Annotated in this window: 15 protein-coding genes and 1 riboswitch; of the genes, 7 read left to right on the top strand and 8 right to left on the bottom strand. The window is 61.6% G+C overall.

Annotated elements, in window-relative coordinates; translation table 11 throughout:
* Positions 1-18 precede the first annotated feature (18 nt).
* The 6 genes from IG627_RS10870 to IG627_RS10845 all read right to left on the bottom strand — a co-directional run bounded on the left by IG627_RS10870 (position 19) and on the right by IG627_RS10845 (position 7,118).
* On the bottom strand, positions 19-876 hold the full coding sequence (locus tag IG627_RS10870) for an AraC family transcriptional regulator (protein ID WP_193192388.1): 858 nt from the start codon (positions 874-876) through the stop codon (positions 19-21).
* A 158-nt stretch (positions 877-1,034) separates the two neighbouring features.
* On the bottom strand, positions 1,035-2,060 hold the full coding sequence (gene tdh / locus IG627_RS10865) for an L-threonine 3-dehydrogenase (protein ID WP_193192387.1): 1,026 nt from the start codon (positions 2,058-2,060) through the stop codon (positions 1,035-1,037).
* A 117-nt stretch (positions 2,061-2,177) separates the two neighbouring features.
* On the bottom strand, positions 2,178-3,377 hold the full coding sequence (locus IG627_RS10860; RefSeq protein WP_193192386.1) for a glycine C-acetyltransferase: 1,200 nt from the start codon (positions 3,375-3,377) through the stop codon (positions 2,178-2,180).
* 78 nt (positions 3,378-3,455) lie between these two features.
* A complete protein-coding gene (locus IG627_RS10855) occupies positions 3,456-3,671 on the bottom strand; it encodes a hypothetical protein (protein WP_193192385.1) in 216 nt (71 codons plus the stop codon).
* Between the two features lie 87 nt (positions 3,672-3,758).
* A riboswitch (SAM-I-IV-variant riboswitch) is annotated at positions 3,759-3,875 on the bottom strand.
* 124 nt (positions 3,876-3,999) lie between these two features.
* Positions 4,000-5,433, bottom strand: coding sequence for an aldehyde dehydrogenase family protein (locus tag IG627_RS10850; RefSeq protein ID WP_193192384.1), 1,434 nt, complete (start codon positions 5,431-5,433; stop codon positions 4,000-4,002).
* 80 nt (positions 5,434-5,513) lie between these two features.
* Complete coding sequence (locus IG627_RS10845) at positions 5,514-7,118, bottom strand: 5-guanidino-2-oxopentanoate decarboxylase (protein WP_193192383.1); 1,605 nt, start codon at positions 7,116-7,118, stop codon at positions 5,514-5,516.
* Positions 7,119-7,344: 226 nt separating this feature from the next.
* On the opposite strand from IG627_RS10845, the gene pdxH reads away from it, so the two are divergent.
* The 6 genes from pdxH to IG627_RS10815 all read left to right on the top strand — a co-directional run bounded on the left by pdxH (position 7,345) and on the right by IG627_RS10815 (position 15,081).
* The gene (gene pdxH, locus IG627_RS10840; protein ID WP_193192382.1) at positions 7,345-7,983 is read left to right on the top strand and encodes a pyridoxamine 5'-phosphate oxidase; all 639 of its coding nucleotides are present in this window, start codon (positions 7,345-7,347) and stop codon (positions 7,981-7,983) included.
* A gap of 31 nt (positions 7,984-8,014) precedes the next feature.
* Entirely contained in the window at positions 8,015-8,287 is a 273-nt protein-coding gene (locus tag IG627_RS10835) for a cupin domain-containing protein (protein ID WP_193192381.1), read from the top strand.
* 53 nt (positions 8,288-8,340) lie between these two features.
* Positions 8,341-10,032: a molecular chaperone HscC gene (locus IG627_RS10830; RefSeq protein WP_193192380.1), complete on the top strand. Its 1,692-nt coding sequence runs from the start codon at positions 8,341-8,343 to the stop codon at positions 10,030-10,032.
* Entirely contained in the window at positions 10,032-11,363 is a 1,332-nt protein-coding gene (locus IG627_RS10825; protein WP_193192379.1) for an RDD family protein, read from the top strand. Before IG627_RS10830 ends, IG627_RS10825 begins: the two co-directional genes overlap by 1 nt.
* Before the next feature lie 325 nt (positions 11,364-11,688).
* Complete coding sequence (locus IG627_RS10820) at positions 11,689-13,965, top strand: TonB-dependent receptor (protein ID WP_193192378.1); 2,277 nt, start codon at positions 11,689-11,691, stop codon at positions 13,963-13,965.
* 138 nt (positions 13,966-14,103) lie between these two features.
* Positions 14,104-15,081, top strand: a complete 978-nt coding sequence (locus IG627_RS10815) for an NAD(P)H-quinone oxidoreductase (RefSeq protein ID WP_193192377.1) — start codon at positions 14,104-14,106, stop codon at positions 15,079-15,081.
* A gap of 327 nt (positions 15,082-15,408) precedes the next feature.
* On the opposite strand, the gene IG627_RS10810 is transcribed toward IG627_RS10815, so the two are convergent.
* Entirely contained in the window at positions 15,409-17,676 is a 2,268-nt protein-coding gene (locus IG627_RS10810) for a transporter substrate-binding domain-containing protein (protein WP_193192376.1), read from the bottom strand.
* A gap of 117 nt (positions 17,677-17,793) precedes the next feature.
* Complete coding sequence (xseA, locus tag IG627_RS10805) at positions 17,794-19,146, bottom strand: exodeoxyribonuclease VII large subunit (RefSeq protein WP_193192375.1); 1,353 nt, start codon at positions 19,144-19,146, stop codon at positions 17,794-17,796.
* A gap of 193 nt (positions 19,147-19,339) precedes the next feature.
* On the opposite strand from xseA, the gene guaB reads away from it, so the two are divergent.
* Positions 19,340-20,827 carry an IMP dehydrogenase gene (gene guaB / locus IG627_RS10800; RefSeq protein WP_193192374.1) on the top strand — a complete coding sequence of 496 codons (1,488 nt, stop codon included), beginning with the start codon at positions 19,340-19,342 and terminating at the stop codon, positions 20,825-20,827.
* The last annotated feature ends 136 nt before the right edge of the window (positions 20,828-20,963 follow it).

Here is a 20,963-nt window from a genome sequence, read left to right as displayed (position 1 = left end):
TTGAGAAAAAAGGGCAGCTTACCTGGTGACTGGATTGCCCTCTTGTACAGAATTGCGCTCTGGCCCTCGCAGGTAGCGACCGGGGCTGATACCGAAGATCCGCTTGAAGTTGCGACTGAGATGACTCTGGTCGAAGAATCCGCAGGTCACCGCCACATCGGCGGCGGCCAGCCCGGACTGCAACAGGTTTCTGGCCTCGCGGGTCTTGAGCAGAATCAGGAACTGGTGCGGGGTGATGCCGAACTGGGCGCTGAAGCTGCGGATCAGCTGGTAGCGACTGCCGCCGCTCAGTTGGCACAACTCATCCAGGCCGACATTGCGTTGCCAGTTGTCCTGCAGGTAATCGCGCAGCTGCCAATTGCGGTGGTTGTCTCTGCCGCTGCGCGCATCGACCTTGCCGTCGCCGTGGCGCGTGAACAATGTGGTGATGGCCAGGGTCATCAGGCTGTCGCTGGCGAGGGCAAAGCTGGGGTCTTCCAGGCTGAGATGCAGCTGCTGCAACAGCGCAAAGAGTGGTGGGTCGTCGACGACCGGGCCTTTGACAAAGGGGGCTATGGCGCCGCAATGGGGGCTGTGTTCGGCCAGGATGTTTTCGATCAGCGACACATCGAAGTAGAACATGCGATAGGTCCAGCCGCTGTCGCTGCCGGCAAACCCGGTGTGGACCTCGCCGGGATTGATGGTGACTATCTGGCCGCGGGGAATCAGCGCTTTCTGGCCGCGGTAGTCCAGCCCCTCGGCGCCCGCCTGCACTATGCCGACGGCGAGTTCGTCATGCCAGTGCCTGGCGAAGGAAAACTTGCGGAAGGAGGCGCTGAACAGCTCTACGTCGGGATGTTGTGCGCTTTTCCAGCTCTTTGAGAATTCCTTTGGCATTGGGGGGGTTGCGCTGATCGATCGGGCAGTTATTGTCCTCGATCCGGAGCGCGGAATGCAAAGCGGCAGGGATGGATTTTTTGTGGATGCGGGAAGGTTTATCGCAGCCATGGGCCGCTCCTACAGGAGCGGCCGGTGGCCGCGAATAGGGCAGGGGATTACTGCCAGTTCAGGATCACCTTGCCGGACTCGCCGGAGCCCATGGTGTCGAAGCCTTTCTGGAAGTCGTCGATGCCGAACTGGTGGGTGATGATCGGGGTCAGGTCGAGGCCGGACTGGATCAGGCTGGCCATCTTGTACCAGGTCTCGAACATCTCGCGCCCGTAGATGCCCTTGATGATCAGGCCCTTGAAGATCACCTTACTCCAGTCGATACCCATTTCACCGGCGGGAATGCCGAGCATGGCGATCTTGCCACCGTGATTCATCGCCTCGAGCATATCACGGAAGGCGACCGGTACGCCGGACATTTCCAGGCCCACGTCGAAGCCCTCGGTCATGCCGATTTCCTTCATCACTTCCGGCAGCTTTTCCCTGCTGACGTTGACGGCACGGGTGGCACCCATTTTCTTCGCCAGGTCGAGGCGGTAATCGTTGATATCGGTGATCACCACATGGCGCGCGCCCACGTGGCGGGCCACGGCCGCGGCCATGATGCCGATAGGACCGGCGCCGGTGATCAGTACGTCCTCGCCCACCAGGTCGAATGACAGTGCCGTGTGCACGGCATTGCCGAAGGGATCGAAGATGGACGCCAGCTCGTCGGAGATGTTGTCCGGAATCTTGAAGGCATTCAGGGCCGGGATCACCAGGTATTCGGCGAAGGCGCCCTGGCGGTCGACGCCGACGCCGTAGGTGTTGCGACACAGGTGGCGGCGGCCGGCGCGGCAGTTGCGGCAGTGGCCGCAGGTGATGTGGCCTTCGCCGGAGACGCGGTCGCCTATCTCAAAGCCGGCCACTTCCTGGCCCATGCCCACCACTTCGCCCACGTATTCGTGGCCGACGACCATGGGGACCGGAATGGTTTTCTGCGACCACTCGTCCCAGTGGTAGATATGCATATCGGTACCGCAGATGGCGGTCTTGCGGATCCTGATCAGCAGGTCATTGTGGCCCGGTTCCGGGACGTCGACATCGGTGAGCCAGATGCCCGGTTGGGATTTCAGTTTTGAGAGTGCTTTCATTGGTTCGGTGCCGTGCGAATAAATTGATCGCGGCCATGGGCCGCTCCTACAGCCGATTAAAAATCCTTGTAGGAGCGGCGGGGCGGCCGTCCGCCCATGGCCGCGATCGAAATTGAATTAAATGATCTTCAGCTCTTTGCCCACTTCGACAAAGGCATCGATACACTGATCCAGTTGTTCCTTCGTATGCGCGGCGGACATCTGGGTGCGGATGCGGGCCTGGCCCTTGGGCACCACCGGATAGAAGAAACCGATCACGTAGATACCGCGCTCGAGCATCTTGTCGGCCATCTGCTGGGCCAGGGCGGCGTCGCCGATCATGACCGGGATGATCGGGTGGTCGGCGCCGGCCAGGGTGAAACCGGCATCCGTCATGCGCTGGCGGAAATAGGCGGAATTCTCGCGCAGCTGCTCGCGCAGCTCGCCGCCCTCCATCAGCATATCCAGCACTTTCAGGGAGGCGGTGACAATCGCCGGCGCTACGGAATTGGAGAAGAGGTAGGGGCGCGAGCGCTGGCGCAACAGGTCGATGATTTCCCTGCGCCCGGAGGTGAAGCCACCGGAGGCGCCGCCCAAGGCCTTGCCCAGGGTGCCAGTAATGATATCGATGCGGTCGATCACATCGCAGTACTCGTGGGTGCCGCGGCCGTGCTCGCCGAGGAAGCCCACCGCGTGGGAGTCGTCTACCATCACCAGCGCGTTGTACTTGTCCGCCAGGTCACAGATGGCTTTCAGGTCGGCGATCACGCCGTCCATGGAGAAGACGCCGTCGGTGGCGATCAGTTTGGTTCTGGCGCCCTCGGCGTCGGCGGCCTGCAGTTGCTTTTCCAGTTCGCCCATATTGTTGTTGGCATAGCGGAAACGCTTGGCCTTGCACAGGCGCACGCCGTCGATAATGGAGGCGTGATTGAGGGCGTCGGAAATGATTGCGTCCTCCGGCCCGAGCAGAGTTTCGAAGAGGCCGCCGTTGGCGTCGAAACAGGAGGTATAGAGGATGGTGTCCTCAGTGCGCAGAAATTCCGACAGGCGCGATTCCAGCGCCTTGTGAATGTCCTGGGTGCCGCAGATAAAGCGCACCGACGCCATGCCGAAGCCGTACTGGTCCAGCCCCTCCTTGGCCGCCTGGATCAGGTCCGGGTGATTGGCCAGGCCCAGGTAGTTATTGGCGCAGAAGTTCAGCACTTCAGTGTCGTTGTTGACCTGTATCTGCGCGGCCTGTTGGGAGGTGATGATACGCTCGCGCTTGTAGAGACCGTCCGCCTCTATCTGTTGCAGTTCGTCGCGCAGATGCTGGAAGAATGATTCTGGCTTGGACATGGTGTTGTTATTGGCTCCTGTCTGGTGCTTGTGGCACTTGATGGGTGTCGCATTGCAACACTGCCCATCGATTCTAGTTCATCCCGCCAGTTCGCAGGCCTTGTGGGCTGTAACCGGGTGCTCGCTGGCGCGGCAATTGGTGGCGAATTTTAATGCCTCTTCCGCGGTTTCGAACAGTAGTTGCCACAGCAACTGTCGGTCGGCTCGTCGCACGGCACGTACGGCGGTGCGCTGGCGCTGGCTGGCTATCTGAATTTCGATAACGTCTGTGCTGGATTGCGGTGATTCGGACATGGTCCCTCCAATACTCGTACCTTGAGTAGAACGCTTGGAGGACTGACGTGGAAGCGGCGAACAACGGTAGATTCGCGTATCCGGTTGGATTGCTCGATATGTCGCATATCTAAGCCCCATCCCCTCTGCATACTGCGAAAGGGAAACCACCTTGCCCCGGTCGGCAGGTTGGCGTTGGCGTCAGCCACTCTCTGGATGTGGGGGCAAAGATAACGGGGAGTGGATACGCAGTCAAGCGCATGCGGCCCAGGTGGGCACCCGCGGCCCGGCTTGCGCGCGCGGACCGCCAGGGAGCCACACCGCCCTCCGGAGAGGGCGGCGCAGCAGTTTATGCCGGCAGCTGCACGGATTTCAGTTCGATAAACTCGTCCAGGCCGGCTTCACCGAATTCGCGCCCGTTGCCGGAGCGCTTGTAGCCGCCGAAGGGCGCGTCGTAATTGAACTCGCCGCCGTTGACGAAGCACAGGCCGGCCTCGATGCGCCGCACCACCGGCAGTGCGCTGTCGGCGTCCTTGGCCCAGACGCCGCTGGAAAGACCGTACTCAGTGTCATTGGCGATGGCGATGGCCTCATCCATATCCCTGTAGGGGATCAGGCAGGTGACCGGGCCGAAGATCTCCTCGCGGGCGATGGTCATTTCGTTGTTGACGTCGGCGAAAACCGTGGGTTTGACGTAGAAGCCCCTGTCGAGGCCCTCCGGTGCCTCGGTGCCACCGGTCACCAGGCGCGCGCCCTCGGCCACACCCTTCTCGATATAGCCGCGCACTATGTCGCGCTGGCGCGCTGACGACAGCGGTCCCATCAGGGCATCGGATCCTGTGCCCAGTGCGACTTCCTCGGCGAACTGCTTCGCGATTTGCACCGCCTCGTCGTAGCGCTCCGCCGGCACCAGCATGCGGGTCAGGGCGGTACAGGTCTGGCCGCTGTTGATGAATACATCCTCGCAGCCCCAGCGCACGGCTTTCTCCAGATCCGCATCCGGAGTAATGATCAGCGGCGACTTGCCGCCCAGCTCCTGGGTCACCCGCTTGACCGTGGGCGCGGCCGCCCTGGCCACTTCCACGCCGGCGCGGGTGGAGCCGGTAAAGGACACCATATCGATATCCGGGTGTGCCGACAGCGCGGCGCCGACTATGGGACCGGCGCCGGGTACCAGGTTGAATACACCCGGTGGCAGGCCGACGGACTCGATGATCTCGGCCATCACATAGTCCTGCAGCGGTGTGATTTCCGACGGTTTGGCGATCATGGTGCAGCCGGCCGCCAGCGCCGGCGCCACCTTGCCGACGAACTGGTGCAGCGGGTAGTTCCACGGCGTGATAAAGCCGCAGACACCGATGGGCTCGCGAATCAGCAGCGAGTGGCCTGCCTTCTCGGTTTTCTCCATGATGGACGTGCGATCGGCGTAGTAGCGCATCGCATAGATGGGGCCATCCACATGCAGCCACTTGGTGATATGGGCCGGGCACCCCAGCGCCTGGGACACCGCCTGGATCAGGTCTTCCTTGCGCTCTTCCATGCCGTCGGCGATCGCATTGAGGAAGGCGGCGCGCTCACTGGCACTGGTATTGCGCCAGCTCCTGAAGGCTGTCCTGGCCGCCTTTACCGCCTCATCCACATCCTCGGCCGAGCCCTGCACCACCTGGCAGATGACTTCCTCGGTGGCCGGGTTGACTACCGGGTGCAGTTGGCCGCCGGGGGAATCCTGCCACTGGCCGTTGATATACAGTTTGTCCGTTTTCAGTTTGTTGAAATCTGTCATGGGTATTCTCTATGTCGGCTCGTCTTGTGCCGTAGGGTGCGCCGTGCGCACCGCCATGGCAATGGTGCGCAAGGCGCACTCTACGGGGCGGTGATTTCGATCAGGGTCGGAGTCTTTCTATTCAGGGCTTCGGCTACGGCGCTTCCCAACTGCTCCGGCTTATCGATGCGGCAGCCCTCGGCGCCGAAGGATCTGGCCAGGGCGACGAAGTCCGGCGTGCGCAGGTTGACGCCCTCCTGGGGCACCTCCGCCTCGTCCATAAAGTCGCGGATCTCGCCGTAGCCCGCATTGTTCCACACCAGTATCGGCAGCGGCAGCTGCTGTTCCACCGCCACCGCCAGCTCGCCCAGGGTAAACATCAGGCCGCCGTCGCCGATCAGTGCCAGCACCTCGCGCCCGCCCGAGAGCCTGGCGCCTATGGCCGCGGGCAGGGCAAAACCCAGGGTGCCGTAGCCGGTAGTGCAGGTGAGATGGCTGCGCGGGCTGTACAGGGGCAGGGCGTGGTTGGTGTTGTAGGCCAGCTGGGTGGAGTCGGTGACCAGTATGCCATCCTCCGGCAGCGCCGCGCGCAGCGCCTCTACCCAGGGGAAGCGCGCCTCGGAGCCGTCCCACCACTCGCCGCGGCAGTCCCGCAGTATCTGCGCCAGCTCCTCTTCGGCGACCTTGCGCACCCCTTCGCCGCGGGCGGACAGGGTGTCGTCCAATTGCTTCAGGGTCTCTCGCGCGTCGGCGCAGATGGCCAGGTCCGGCCGGGCGTTGCACACCAGTTGGGCCGGATCTATATCGACGCGGATCAGCCTGCCTTTGAAGGCGTAGTTGTCGCGCACCAGATTGCGGTCGGTTTCCGCCAGTTCGGTGCCCACCGCCAATATCACGTCGGCGTTCTCCACCCGCGCGCGGGCACAGTCAAAGCTCAGGTTGGCGCCGCCGCACAGCGGGTGGCGTTCGTCGACCACGCCCTTGGCGGCCAGGGACAGGAAAACCGGGGCGGCCAGTTTTTCCGCCAGCCGGGTGGCCTCGGCGCCGGCGGCCTGGGCACCGCCGCCGAGCAGTATTGCCGGGCGCTCGGCGCCTTGCAGCCACTCGGTCGCGGTGGCCATGCCCCCGGCCCCGGCGGCGGGCAGCTGTGGCTGCGGGCTGGCGCGGTAATCTTCCAGTCGGCCCGGCATGGACGCCGAGAACAGGTCGATGGGTATTTCGATATGCACCGGTCCCGGGCGGCTCGAGGAGAGTAATTGAAAGGCGCGGGCGATCACCTCCGGCAGCTGCTCCGCCTGGGTCAGCGTGTGCTGCCAGATGCAGAAGCCGCGGCTGGCATCACTCTGGCGTGGCAGCTCGTGCAGACGCCCGCGGCCCATACCCAGGTCCTCGCGGCGGTTGACGGCACTGATGACCAGCATGGGCACTGAGTCGGAGTAGGCCTGGGCCATGGCGGTGGCGGCGTTGGTCAGCCCCGGGCCCGTGATCAGGAAACAGACACCCGGCCTGCCGCTGGCGCGGGCGTAGCCGTCGGCCATAAAGGCGGCGCCCTGTTCGTGGCGCGGGGTGATATGTTGCAGGTCGCTGCCGGGCAGTCCGCGGTACAGCTCGATGGTGTGGACACCGGGGATGCCGAAAACCTTTTCCACCTGGTATTCGCGCAGCAGGCGCATCAACACTTGAGCACATGTGGGTGCAGAGGACATTCCGCTATTTCCTTGGCAAATTGAAAGTGCAAGGAGCCTAGCGGCCGCCGGCAGGGGGCGCAAGCGTCCGCAGAGTCTGCTTATGAATCCTGAAAATCGCAGGATAATTGAGAATAGTCCGCGGTCGCGAAAGGAAATTTGCGCGACAGCTGCCCGTCTGCGCACGATTGGGAAATGGGCCGGGACTAAGTACACTTCACCGCTGAGTAACAAAGGAAGTCACACAATGGAAATCGATCAATGGCGCCGGGAATACCTGCGCGGCGGCCTGCGCCGCGCCGATCTCAAAGAGGGCCCGGTAGAGCAGTTCCGCCAGTGGCTGGGTGAAGCAGTGGAGGCGGATCTCACCGATCCCAGCTCCATGTGCCTGTCCACTGCCGATGCCAGTGGCCAGCCGTCGCAGCGCATAGTGCTGCTGAAGGGTTTTGACGAGCGCGGCTTCGTTTTCTACACCAACCTCAACAGCCACAAGGCGCGGGATATCGCGGCCAACGCCAAAGTTTCACTCCTGTTTCCGTGGCAGTCACTGGAGCGCCAGGTCATTGTCTACGGGCACGCGGTGCCGGTGGAGCGGGAGGAGGCGCTCGCCTATTTCCGCACCCGCCCGCGGGACAGCCAGCTGGCCGCCTGGGCCTCGCAGCAGAGCGAGCCGCTGCCCGACCGCGCACAGCTGCAGCGGCAGTTCGAGTCAGTCAGATCGCGCTACGGTGAAGATGAAATCCCACTGCCGGATTTCTGGGGTGGCTACCGGGTGATCCCGGACGCGGTGGAGTTCTGGCAGGGCGGTGCCAGTCGATTGCACGACCGCTTTATCTATCGCGCCGCGGACGGTGGCCAGTGGAAAGTGGAGCGGCTTTCGCCCTGATGCGGGCCGCCGTTTCCGGCAGGGGGGAGTCATGGACAGGAAATCCGTCGAGAAGGGCTGGGCCGCGCGCGGTTTCAGTTGCGATCTGTGGGTGGATCCGCCCGGACAATGCTGGGAGGATTTCGTACATCGCACCGACGAGCTCCTGATGCTGGTGGAGGGGGCGCTGGAAGTCGAGATAGACGGGCGGGTGCACCGGCCGCAGATCGGCGAGGAGCTCCTGATCCCCGCCGGCGCGCACCACTCGGTGCGCAATACCGGCAGTGTGACTGCGCGCTGGTTATACGGTTACAAGGCCACTTAAAATAATCGCCAGATTTTTATTCGAATAGTTCCATTTGTCGGAGGGGGATAGTCATGGCCGTAATCGGTATCGATCTGGGGACTACCAACAGCGCCTGTGGTGTACTGGCGGAAGGGGAAGTGACCCTGATACCCAACCGCCTGGGCGAGGTGTTGACGCCTTCGGTGGTCGGCCTGGACGACTCCGGCAAACTGGTGGTGGGCAGAACAGCCAAAGAGCGGCTGATCAACCACAGCGACAGCACCGTCGCCGCCTTCAAGCGATTGATGGGCACCGATCACAAGGTCAAGCTCGGCCGGCAACTGTTCAGCGCCACCGAACTGTCTGCGCTGGTACTGCGCTCGCTGAAAGAGGATGCCGAGGCCTACCTGGGCGAGGAGGTCACCGAGGCGGTGATCAGCGTGCCGGCCTATTTCAATGACAACCAACGCCACGCCACCAAGCTCGCCGGAGAACTGGCCGGATTGAAGGTGGAGCGGCTGATCAACGAGCCCACTGCGGCGGCCATCGCCTACGGCCTGCACGAAAAGCGCGAGGGCAATTTCCTGATCCTCGATATGGGTGGCGGCACCTTCGATGTATCCATACTGGAATTTTTCGACGGTGTCATGGAGGTGCACGCCAGCGCCGGTGACAATTTCCTCGGTGGAGAGGACTTTGTCGAGGCGATGATCGACAGTGTGTTGCGCGAGTTCGAGCTCGACAGGAACACCCTCACGCCGCGCCAGTTGCAGAACCTGTATATGCAGATGGAAACCGCCAAGCGCCGCATCAGCCAGCAGTCCGGGCAGTGCCTGGAGCTGGAGCTCGGCTCGCGCAAAGCCGAATGGCAGGTGACTGCCGAGTGGTTTGAGAAGGTCAGTACCCCGCTGATGCTGCGCACCAAACGGCCGATAGAGCGCGCCATGCGCGATGCCGACCTGCCGCCACAGAAACTCGACGAGGTGGTGTTGGTGGGCGGTTCCACCCGCCTGGCCCTGTTCCGCTCCATGGTCGGGCGCATGTTCGGCCGCCTGCCGTCCTGCCACCTGGACCCGGATACGGTGGTGGCGATGGGAGCGGCCATACAGGCCGGCCTCAAATCCAGAAATGCGGCGCTGGACGATATAGTGCTCACCGATGTCTGCCCCTATACCCTGGGTACCGGGATCATCAATCAGGACAGTCCGGAGCAGGGCGAGTATTTCCTGCCCATCATCGAGCGCAATACCGTGGTGCCCATCAGCGTGGTGCGCCGGGTCTGGACCGCCCACGAAAACCAGACAGAGGTGCGCGTGGACGTCTTCCAGGGCGAGAATCGGCTGGTGAAGAAGAACGTCTACCTGGGTGAGATGAGCGTGCCTGTTCCCAAGGGCCCCAAGGGTGAGGAGGCGGTGGATATCCGCTACAGCTACGATATGAATGGTCTGCTGGAAGTGGATGTCACCGTGGTCTCCTCCGGCAAGACCTTCAACAAGCTGATCGAATTTACCCCCGGCGCGCTGAGCGAAGAGGAAAAAGCCAGTTCGCTGGAAAAGCTCGCCAGGCTCAAGTTCCACCCCCGCGAAGACGAGCAGAACCGCGCACTGATCGCCCGTGGCGAGCGCCTCTATGAATCCAGTTTGGGCGAACAGCGGGACTATATTGCCCAGCTCCTGGGAAACTTCGACCGGATACTGGAGGGCCAGAACCCGGCGGAGATTAAAAAGGCCCGGGCCAGCCTGCAGGAGATACTCGACCGCTTCGACGGCGAGGATTGGATCTGATGAATCCCTGGGCAGTTCTGGACATAGATCCCTGCGACGACCCGCGCGCGATCAAGCGCGCCTATGCGAAGAAGCTGAAGCAGACGCGGCCGGACGAGAAGCCGCAGGAGTTCCAGCAGTTGCACGCGGCCTACAAGCGGGCGCTGAGTATCGTCGAGAGCCGCCCGGCGGCAGTCCCTCAGCCGATTGAGAGCCCTCAGCCGGTAGACAGTCCTCAGCCGGTAGACAGCCCTCAGCCGGTAAAAAGTTTGCTGCCAGTGGAAGAACTGCAACCAGTTGAGAGCGCTCAACCCGAGATGGCGGTAGAGTTGGACGGGGCGGTGTCCGCATCGATGGCGGGCGGGGGTTCCGGTCCAGAGGAGTCTTCCAACAGCGAGCGCCAGCCTCCCGCAGTTAGCGAAGATCACCACCGGCGCTTAGAGGAGGAGCGGCGGTGCGCTGAAGAAGAAGCGGAACAGCAGCAGCGAATCGATGAGTACCATCGGGTGCTGAGCCGGGTTGATCAGTTGCTGGAAAGCGACCGCATCAATCGGGAGGAATTCTGGCGCTTTCTCGCCGAAACGCCCTATATGCTCGAAGAGGAGTTCAACTGGAACCTGGGGCTGGGAGTCTTCGAGCATTTGGCACGCCTGAAGCTGGAACGGCAGGGCCGCGAGAACCGGCGCCACCCTCAGATCGCCAACAGTATCCTGACCTACTGCGATCTGCTATTTGACTGGTCCGGCAACCGGGGTCATTTATACCGGCAGTTCGACGAGAAGCTGGCCGATGCGATTTTCCAGTCAATACAGGAGGAAACGCCGGGCCCGGACCCGGCCAGGGGCCTGCGCGGAGGCCGCAAGCTGGTCAGGCAGAAGAGCCAGGCCCCCGAGGAGAACCTGGATTTTTACTATTTCGGTCATCTGCTCGCGCGCGCCTTCGCCGTGTTGCTGGATATCTTTCTTATTTATGTCACATTGGGCCTTGTTAGCTCGGCGGTAATGATGAAAGCCCTGGGGAAAACCGAGACGGATGCCAGTTTAATAGCGTTTTCCATTGCTGTGCTCGGCTACCTGCTGCTGGCCTGGATTGCCGAGTGCTCTCCCTGGCAGGCGACGCCGGGCAAATACCTGCTGGGCTACAAGGTGACCAACCGGCAGTTCAAACGCATAGGCTACCTGCACGGGCTCTGGAGATTAGTCAGTTTCATTTTAACCCTGCCGCTGTTCAAGGTGGGCTGGCTGATCAACTGCTTCCTCGGCGGCAACTTGATCCACGACCGACTGAGTCGCAGTTATGTGATCAATTTTCGCAAGAGCCGCGAAGAGCAGCTGCGCAAACAGAACGACTGAGAGGCCGATCACTGCCCCTGGTCAATGCCCTTAAAGGGTGCAGTTTTACGGCCAATAGAGTCTCCCTCAATGGCTCGACGGATTTAATCTCCCTTTCCAGACAAACCGGGCAATTTTCCCTGCAATCGGTGATAAATTGACTTTCGCCGATTGGGGTGACCCTGTAATCTTCTACCGTCACCGGTGTCGACCGATACCGGTGACGATGTATCAGCGCGGTCTTCTGGTCGGAATCCCAAAATACAAAAGCACAAGGGGTTGTTGTGTACCGATCGCTGTAGGTCCGTTGCTGGATATAAAAAATATAAAGCAATGGAGAGAAAAGATGGGACGTCCGTTCAATATGAAAAACCATGCTGTACTGGCTTCCGCCTGTTCAGTCGCTACCCTGTGGCTGGCCAGCGGTGCCCACACCACCTATGCCGCCGAGGGTTCGGTGAGCACCATTATGGAAGAGGTGGAAGTCACCGCGCGCAAGCGCGCCGACGCCGAGAAGCTGCAGGAAGTGCCCGTGGCGGCCACCGCCTATTCCGGCGATCAACTGGAGGCCCTGCAGACCAAAGACCTGCAGAGCCTGGCCTTCAAGATGCCCAATGTGCAGCTGGACGATGTGGGCACGGTCAAGAACACCGCTAACTTCACTGTGCGCGGCCTGGGGGTTAACAGCTCGATTCCGTCCATAGACCCGACCGTGGGTGTCTTCGTCGACGGCATGTACCTGGGGGTCAACGCCGGTGTGGTGACCGATCTGTTCGACCTGGAAGGCATCGAAGTGCTGCGCGGCCCCCAGGGGTTGCTGTTCGGCCGCAATGTGACCGGTGGTGCGGTGGTCATCAAGACGGCCCGGCCGAGCGAGGAGTTCACCAGCCGCTTCAAGGTGTCCACCACCGATAACCTGGACAGTATTGCAGCCATGACCGTCAATGGCGCCATTTCCGATAGCGTCAACGGCCGCCTGACCGCTTACTACAACAACGACCAGGGCTGGTTTGAGAATGTGGCCACGGGCAATGACAACGCCGGCGCTTCCGATACCTGGTTTATACGCCCGAGCTTCAGCGTGCAGCTGAGCGAAACTGCGGATTTGCTGGTGCGTATGGAGCACGGCAGGATGGATTCCGACGGCGTTGTGGCGCAGAACCGCGGCAGCGATATGCTGATCGTAGGTACCGACGTTTATCCCAGCGCGACCCAGATAGCGGGTGCCTTCGGCATCACCGACTGGGACAACAGCGACGATTCCTTCCAGGTGGCCCAGGACGAGGAGGGTTACCAGGAGGACGAGTGGAGCCAGGTGATCGCCGAGTTCAACCAGGATGTGGCCTTCGGCAATGGCACCATTACCAATATCCTTGCCTGGCGCGAGTACGACGCCATCGGCCTGGGGGATATCGATTCCCTGCCAGTATTCGGATTCCACGCCAACACCTCAATCGAGCAGAGCCAGGTCTCCAATGAATTGCGCTACGCCGGTCGCTTCGGCGCCACGGCACTGACCACCGGTGTCTACTGGTTCAGCCAGGATATCGATTACCTGGAAAACCGCCTGTTGTCGGGCGGCGCTGTCGATATTACCGGCGGGGGTACCCAGGACCACCAGGCGCTGGGTGTCTTTGCGCAGGCCGATGTCGACCTGAATGATGCCTGGGTGCTGACTCTGGGCGGCCGCTATTCCACCGAGGACAAGGATGCGAAGATCGCAACTATCCCCTTGAACCTGTGCAGTCTTGACGGCTGTGCCGCCTACGACTTCGAGGGCAGTGAATCCTGGAGCGCCTTTACACCCAAGGTGGGCCTGCAGTGGAATCTGAGCGACGATGCGCAGCTGTACAGTTTCTGGACCAAGGGCTTCCGCAGTGGTGGCTACAACTTCCGTAATGCGGGTATCAATCCTGCAACTGGCATGCCCTATCAGCCTCAGGTAACCGATCAGGAAGAGCAGGCCAGCTTCGAGATAGGGGCCAAGGCCGAGTGGCTGGACAGCCGTTTGCGCACCAATATGGCGTTGTTCCACAACACCATCGACGATATGCAGCGGGAGGAGAACCTCCCGGACGCACTGACCGGTGTTGCGCAGATTATTCGCAATACTGCCGATGCCACCATTCTCGGTGCCGAGTTTGAAGCATTGGCGGCGGTCAGTGACAGCCTGCTGCTCTCCGTTAACCTGGGCTATGTCGATGGCGATTATGACAGCGTCAATGGCGATATCAGTGGCGACGGCCTGGTGAACGACGTCGATCTGGGCCTGGATATTCCGCGCCTGGCCCCCTGGACCTACGGCGTCGGCCTGGTGCACGACCTGGCCCTGGGTTCCGTCGGTACCCTGACTTCGCGTATCAATTTCAACCACCGCGATACCTCGCCCTACACCGATAACAACCGCGGTATGCTGTCGGAAGTGGATATGCTCGACTTCAGCATCGGCTTCGTGCCGGATGCCGGCAACTACCGCCTGGCGCTGTTCGGCAGGAACATGCTGGACGAACTGAGTGAAGGCAACAACACCCAGCTGCCGCCTACGCTCGGTGGTGTCGGTGCAACATTCACCCCGCTGAACAAGGGCCGGGTAATGGGCGTCGAGCTGACCTACGACCTGTAATTCCGCAGAAGTCTCTGTCGGAATTTTTGATCGCGGCCAGGGCCCGCCCCTACAATGCGCAGATAACGCTTTTGTAGGAGCGGCCCTTGCCCGCGAACTTATTTGCAGTACAGCAAAGAGCTTGCAACGGAGTGACTGATGCGCTTTATCGACTTGCCAGAACACGGCGGCCCCGAGGTAATGCAGCTGGCGCAGGGGGACAAGCCGGTCCCGGCGGCGGGAGAGGTCCTGATCAGGGTGACCGCCGCCGGCGTCAACCGGCCGGATATCGTCCAGCGCATGGGCTATTACCCGCCGCCGCCCGGGGCTTCACCGATAATGGGGCTGGAGGTGGCCGGGGAGGTGGTGGCCCTCGGTGATGGCGTCGATCGCTGGCAGGCGGGCGACAGTGTCTGTGCCCTGGCCAACGGTGGTGGCTACGCGGAATACGTCGCGGTGCCGGCCGACCAGTGCCTGCCGGTTCCGGACGGGCTCTCGATCGTCGAGGCGGCGGCGCTGCCGGAAACCTTCTTTACCGTGTGGAGCAATGTCTTCGACCGCGCGCAGCTGCAGGCCGGAGAGGTGTTTCTGGTGCACGGGGGCTCATCGGGGATTGGCACAACGGCCATCCAGCTGGCGAGCAACTTCGGCGCGCGTGTCTTTGCCACTGCCGGTTCCGCGGAGAAGTGTGCAGCCTGTGAGAAGCTGGGGGCGGAAAGGGCGATCAACTACAAGAGCGAGGATTTCGTCGAGATAGTGCGCGAGGCCACCGATGGCCGGGGTGTCGATGTTGTCCTGGATATGGTGGGCGGCGACTATATCGATCGCAATATCCAGACCGCCGCAAAGGATGGGCGCATCGTCAATATCGCCTATCTGCAGGGGGCCAGCGTGCAGGTGAATATGTTGCCAGTGATGCTCAAACGGCTGACCCTTACCGGCTCCACCCTGAGACCGCAGCCGGCAGAGGTGAAGGCGGCCATAGCCGCTGCGCTGGAGTCGAAGGTGTGGCCGCTGATTGCAGCGGGCAGAATTCGCCCGCAAATTGCCGCCACTTTTCCGCTGGAAAGCGTCGCCGATGCGCACCGGCTGATGGAATCCAGCGGTCATATCGGCAAGATTGTATTGACCCTGTAGCGGCTGGCCGCGGAAGGGTGAGGCCGGTTGTGGCTACCTCGCCCGCGGTCACGTCGGTGTAGGCCTTGTACAGGTTGCTGATATTGCGCACATACTGCACCGGCTCTGCGCCGCGCACGTAGCCATAGCGCGCTTTTTTGAAATAGCGCGGTTCCGAAAGTCTGAGCTGTTGATAGGAGACATCCGTGCCTCTCCTTTAGTCAGTCCGCGTGGTCGAACTCGCAGGGAACCGCTGCAGGTTTATGGTAGCGCGGTTTTTTGGATAACTCCTTTCCGGCCCGGCCGCTTTTCTGACCTGGAAGTGTCGCCTGTCCACTTGTGAGAAATTTACTCGGTCACTTCTTCACGGGCACCCGAACCGCTTGCAGGTTTTTCGGGGTCTGTTTCCGGCTTGCGCAGGGGGGGGCGTACGCTGACATCGCCGGTGGCAACGTCGACATAAGCCTTGTAGAGATTGCTGATCTTGCGCACATACTGCACCGGTTCCGAGCCGCGCACGTAACCGTAGCGGGCTTTCTTGAAGTACTGCGGTTCGGCCAGTTTCAGCATGGCCACTTCGACATTGTCGAACCAGACATTGGGATCCAGACCCAACTGTTCAGCCAGCCGCTGGGCATCGAGGAGGTGGCCGTAACCGGCATTGTAGGAGGCCAGGGTAAACCAGAGTTTGTTGACCGTCGGCAGTGTCGGGTCGAACCTGTCCCTTACCCAGTTAAGATATTTGACGCCGGCCTGGATATTGCGATCCGGTTCGAACACCGGCGGTGGAAAACCCATCTCCTCTGCGGTGGCGGGCATCAGCTGCATCAGGCCCTGGGCGCCCACGGGTGACACCGCCTTGGGGTTGAAGTTGCTTTCCTGCCACATCTGCGCGACCACCAGGCGCCAGTCGAAGTCATAGTTCAGCGACGAATCCTTGACCAGTTCGTCGAACGGTGAGAGGTCCTGCCCGGGGATTACCCGCGCGCGGATCCGCTGTGTGAAACGTTTGTCGGGTTCGAAATAAGCCGCGTATTTCCGTTGATACTGCTTGGTCTGGCGAAACTCCTCAATAAATTTGTTGAGGTTCTGCAGCAGGTGCCAGTTCTTGGTCACCACCATCCAGCCCTGGGGTTTCGGGTCGCCGAGCACAGTGCCGGCGACCAGGTTGGGCTGCAGGGATGCCTCTATCTTCACCTGACCTGTATCGGCGATGGTGGCATCCAGCAGTCCGTCGGCGATCATATTGAAAATCTGCGAGATGGACATTCCCGGCGGTGCGGTTTTAATCTCAACGTCGATCCCGCTCTCCCTGATTGCTTCTGCGGTGGGCAAGAATGAGGAGAAGGGGCGCAGTGTCAGGGTGCGCCCGCTGAGATCCTGCACTTTTTCAATCGGCGGGCGCTTGTTGTTGCTGATAACCTGTTCGGGTGTCTCCATATAGGAGCTGGTAAAGGTAATTCCCTGTTCCTTGCGGACATCGGTAATTGTGGTCGAGGCGCCGGCAAAATCCCCGCGCCCGGCCTTGAGCCAGTCGATCAGGCTTTCATCGTAGGGAACCACGATAACCTGCAGTTGCAATTTGTGCTTGTCGGCAAAGGCCTTGGCCAGGTCGTAGTCAAAGCCCATCAATACGCCTTTCCAAAGGAAATAGGTCGTGGGGCCGTTGTAGGTCAGGAATCGTATCAGGCCGGATTTCTTGATTTCTTTCCAGTCGGTGATGCGGTCTGTCCGCTCCGTAACCAGGTTCCGGGTCAGGTAGTTGTTAATGGTGGTTAGCAGGCGTTTTGAATCCTTTCGCAGCCCCCAGGCAATATTCTCCTTTTCGGAAACGCTGGCTCCGATGCGCATGTCGTCGCGATACTCGCGCATGCCCTCTGCCTCATTGCTATCAAGTATGGAGGCTTGATCCGGCTTTTCATTGACAAGGTCCATGAGTGCATCCAGGTCGTCGTTGTAGGGGACTTCCTGTAATGTGATATTGGCATCCGGATTTTCTTTTATCAGTCGCTTGGCGGTATCTACGTGCGTGGTTCCCTCGAGGACGAGCAGTTTTACATCGCGCAGTTTCTGCAGGTCGTCGATATCGGGACCGCGGGTGCCGGTGACCAGCTTCTGTTCGATATGCATCAGGGGCTGGGTAAAGTTCAGCAGCTTCTCTCGTTCCTCTGTGACGGTCAGGTTGTCGGCAATGATGTCCGCGCTGCCGTCCTCGACCAGGGCGATGGCGTGGCTGGGGGATTCCGCATCCACCCACACGGCTTCCAGCTTTAGCTTTTTGGCGAGCGCCGTAGCCAGCTCAATATGGCGTTGCGTGACGATGGCTGATCGTGGCAGTTGTTCCCCGAGAGGACTGGAAAAGGTGGTAAAGCGGATGATGCCGCGCTTTTTCAGGGCGGCCAGGTCGCCGGTCTCAATGTAGTTGGTAAATTCGATCCGCTTCTGAGCGGTGGGGGCTTCAGGGGTTTCGTCCGCAGCGACTGGAGACTCGGCCGGGGCGGTCTCTTCGATTTTGCGGTCCGGTTTGCCGCAGGCCGCAACCAGCAACAGGGCCAGCAGGGCGACCGCGAACATTGTTGCGCCCGGAAAGTGGGCGCCTTTGTAACGACTCGGCATAGACCGCTCCGTCAGCCATCTACGCCAGAAGTCTAGTGTCGCACCTGCCCGGTTACCCGGCGGCCGGGTGGTCAGTCCTGTGCATCGTCCTCGCCCAGTGGGTGGGGCGGCGTGGGATCAGGTAATCGTTCTCTCCACTTTTGCGGAAAATTCCCCTCGGGCGAGGCGCACCTGTAGCGGCTGTTCGGGGCGCAAATCGCCGGCATCTTTCACCACCTGGCCCTTTTCATCGCGGACAATCGCATAACCGCGCTCCAGCACCGCCAGGGGGCTGACATTGTTCAGCAGCTGGGCCGCATGGTTGAGCTGTTCTGCGCGCTTTTCCTGGAGCAGTTGCATGGCGCGCTGCAGTTGTTGGCTGCCTTGCGCCAGTCTCAGTCTGCTCTCCTGAATCCGGCGTTCCGGCTGCCAGTGCGCGAAGGCGCGCCGGGCGGCCTGCAGCTGGTTGTGCCTCGATTGGATTCGCTGGCGGCTGGCATTGATCAGGCGCATTTCCAGGTGGTCGAGCCGCTGAGCGCGGTTCAGCAACTGCTCGCGCGGATGGCGCAGGCGGTTGCCGGTCAGTTGAACCTGCTGGCGCAGGTGTCGCAGCTGCAACTGCGCAGCTCTGGCCAGGCGCCGCTGGAAGGTGGCCAGGGTCTGCAGCAACTCGGCGGCGTTGGCGCTGGCGATTTCCGCCGCTGCCGACGGCGTCGGTGCGCGCAGGTCCGCCGCCAGGTCGGCGATGGTGGTGTCCGTCTCGTGGCCCACGGCGGAGATGGTGGGGGTGGGGCAGGCGGCGAGTGCGCGCGCTACCACCTCCTCGTTGAAGGGCCACAGGTCTTCCAGTGAACCGCCGCCGCGGCCGACGATCAGCAGGTCGTGGCGACCGCTGCGGCCGGCTTTTTCAATGGCATCGGCAATCTGCTGCGCCGCGCCCTGGCCCTGCACCTGCACCGGCCAGAGCTCAATATTGGCCGCCGGGTAGCGCCGGCCGAGCACGTGGATCATGTCGCGGATAGCGGCGCCGGTCGGAGACGTGACTATGCCGATGTTGGCGGGCAGGAAGGGCAGGGGCTTCTTGCGCGCGGGATCGAAGAGTCCTTCGGCCTGCAGCCTGGCTTTCAGCTGCTCCAGCTGGCGCATCAGGGCGCCGAAGCCCGCCTCTTCCATATGCTCGACAATCAGCTGGAATTCCCCGCGACCCTCGTAGAGGCTGACCCTGGCCCGGATCAGCACCTCGCGACCGTTCCCTGGCCGGAAACCCACTGTCCGATTGCGGCCGCGGAACATGGCGCAGCGGACCTGGGCGCGGGCGTCTTTGAGGGTAAAGTACCAGTGCCCGGAGCTGGGCGCGGCGAAATTGGAGATCTCCCCCCCGACCCACAGCAGTGGCACGCTGCTCTCCAGCAGCTGCTTGACTTCCCGGTTGAGGTCGCTGACCGACAGGACACTGCGGTTGGCGCTGGGCTTTGGGGGGCTGGATAGCATTTCAGGCTCGCGAAGCTGGATTTGGCGGGCCAATATTGCAGCATCGCCGGTGGACGTAAAGCAATTTGCCGGATAATGGGGCTTTTATTGCACTCTTTGCGCAAATAGTCTTTTGCCGACGGTGAAGTTGCGGCTATAATCGCGCCGATACCCAATCCCGCTAATCTAGGTTTAAGCCGAGGTTTGAGTGTCCATGTCTGAATCCGGTCTGCGCATTGCGCGCGAAGCTCTCACTTTTGACGACGTCCTGCTGGTGCCCGGCTATTCCGAGGTAACCGCCAAAGACGTGAGTCTGAAGACCAAACTGTCCCGCAATATCACCCTCAATATCCCGATTGTGTCCGCCGCCATGGACACGGTAACCGAGTCGCGCCTGGCCATTGCCCTGGCGCAGGAAGGCGGTATCGGCATTATTCACAAAAGCATGTCCATCGAGGACCAGGCGCTGGCGGTGCGCGCGGTGAAGAAATTCGAGGCGGGTGTGGTCAAGGACCCCATCACCATCGAGTCCGACGCCACGGTGCGCGAACTGATCGCCCTGACCAGCCACCACAACATCTCCGGCGTGCCGGTGATGGAGAAGGGCAACCTGGTAGGTATCGTCACCAGTCGCGACGTGCGCTTCCAGACCAACCTGGACGCCACTGTCGCCAGCATCATGACCCCGCAGGAGCGCCTGGTGACCGCACCGGAAGGCGCGGCGCCGGAGCAGGTGCAGGAGCTACTGCACAAGCACCGCATAGAGAAAGTGCTGGTGGTCAATGACAACTTCGAGTTGCGCGGCCTGATTACCGTCAAGGATTTCAACAAGGCGGAACAGTACCCGAATTCCTGTAAAGACGCCGATGGCCGCCTGCGCGTCGGCGCTTCCATCGGCACCAGCCCGGACACCGATGACCGCGTTGCGGCGCTGGTAGAGGCGGGCGTGGACGTGCTGGTGGTGGACACTGCCCACGGCCATTCGCGCAATGTGATCGAGCGGGTGCGCCGTATCAAGCAGATGCACCCGCAGGTGGATGTGATCGGCGGCAATATCGCCACCGCAGAGGCGGCGCACGCACTGGCGGAAGCCGGCGCCGATGCCGTCAAGGTGGGCATTGGCCCCGGTTCCATCTGTACCACCCGCATCGTCTCCGGTGTCGGCGTGCCGCAGGTCACCGCCATTGGCGAAGTGGCCCAGGCGCTCGTGGGCACCGGTGTGCCCCTGATCGCCGACGGCGGTATCCGCTACTCCGGCGATATTGCCAAGGCCATTGTCGCCGGTGCCCACGCGGTGATGATGGGCTCCATGTTTGCCGGCACCGAAGAGGCGCCGGGCGAAGTGGAGCTCTACCAGGGCCGCACTTATAAATCCTATCGCGGTATGGGTTCGCTGGGCGCCATGTCCCGCACCCAGGGCTCCTCCGACCGCTACTTCCAGGACGCCAGCAAGGGCGCCGAGAAGCTGGTGCCTGAGGGCATCGAGGGACGCGTACCCTACAAGGGCCCGCTGTCGGCCATAGTGCACCAGATGATGGGCGGCCTGCGTTCCGCCATGGGCTATACCGGCAGTGTGGACATGGAAACCATGCGCACTCGCCCGGAGTTCGTGCGCGTTACTTCGGCCGGCATGGGTGAGTCCCATGTGCACGATGTGCAGATCACCAAAGAGGCGCCCAACTACCCGGTGGGTGGGCGGTAAGATTTTCCGCGTCATCCCGGCGCAGGCCGGGATCCAGTTTCACGTCCTGGTCGCCTGGATTCCGGCCTGCGCCGGAATGACGAAAATCCAGCAGTAAGCCGCAAACGGACCTTCGAGGTCCGTTTGCCGTTTTTCA

The organism is Microbulbifer taiwanensis (genome assembly GCF_014904815.1).
Lineage (GTDB): Bacteria > Pseudomonadota > Gammaproteobacteria > Pseudomonadales > Cellvibrionaceae > Microbulbifer > Microbulbifer taiwanensis.
This window is presented reverse-complemented; position numbering and strand designations above follow the sequence as displayed.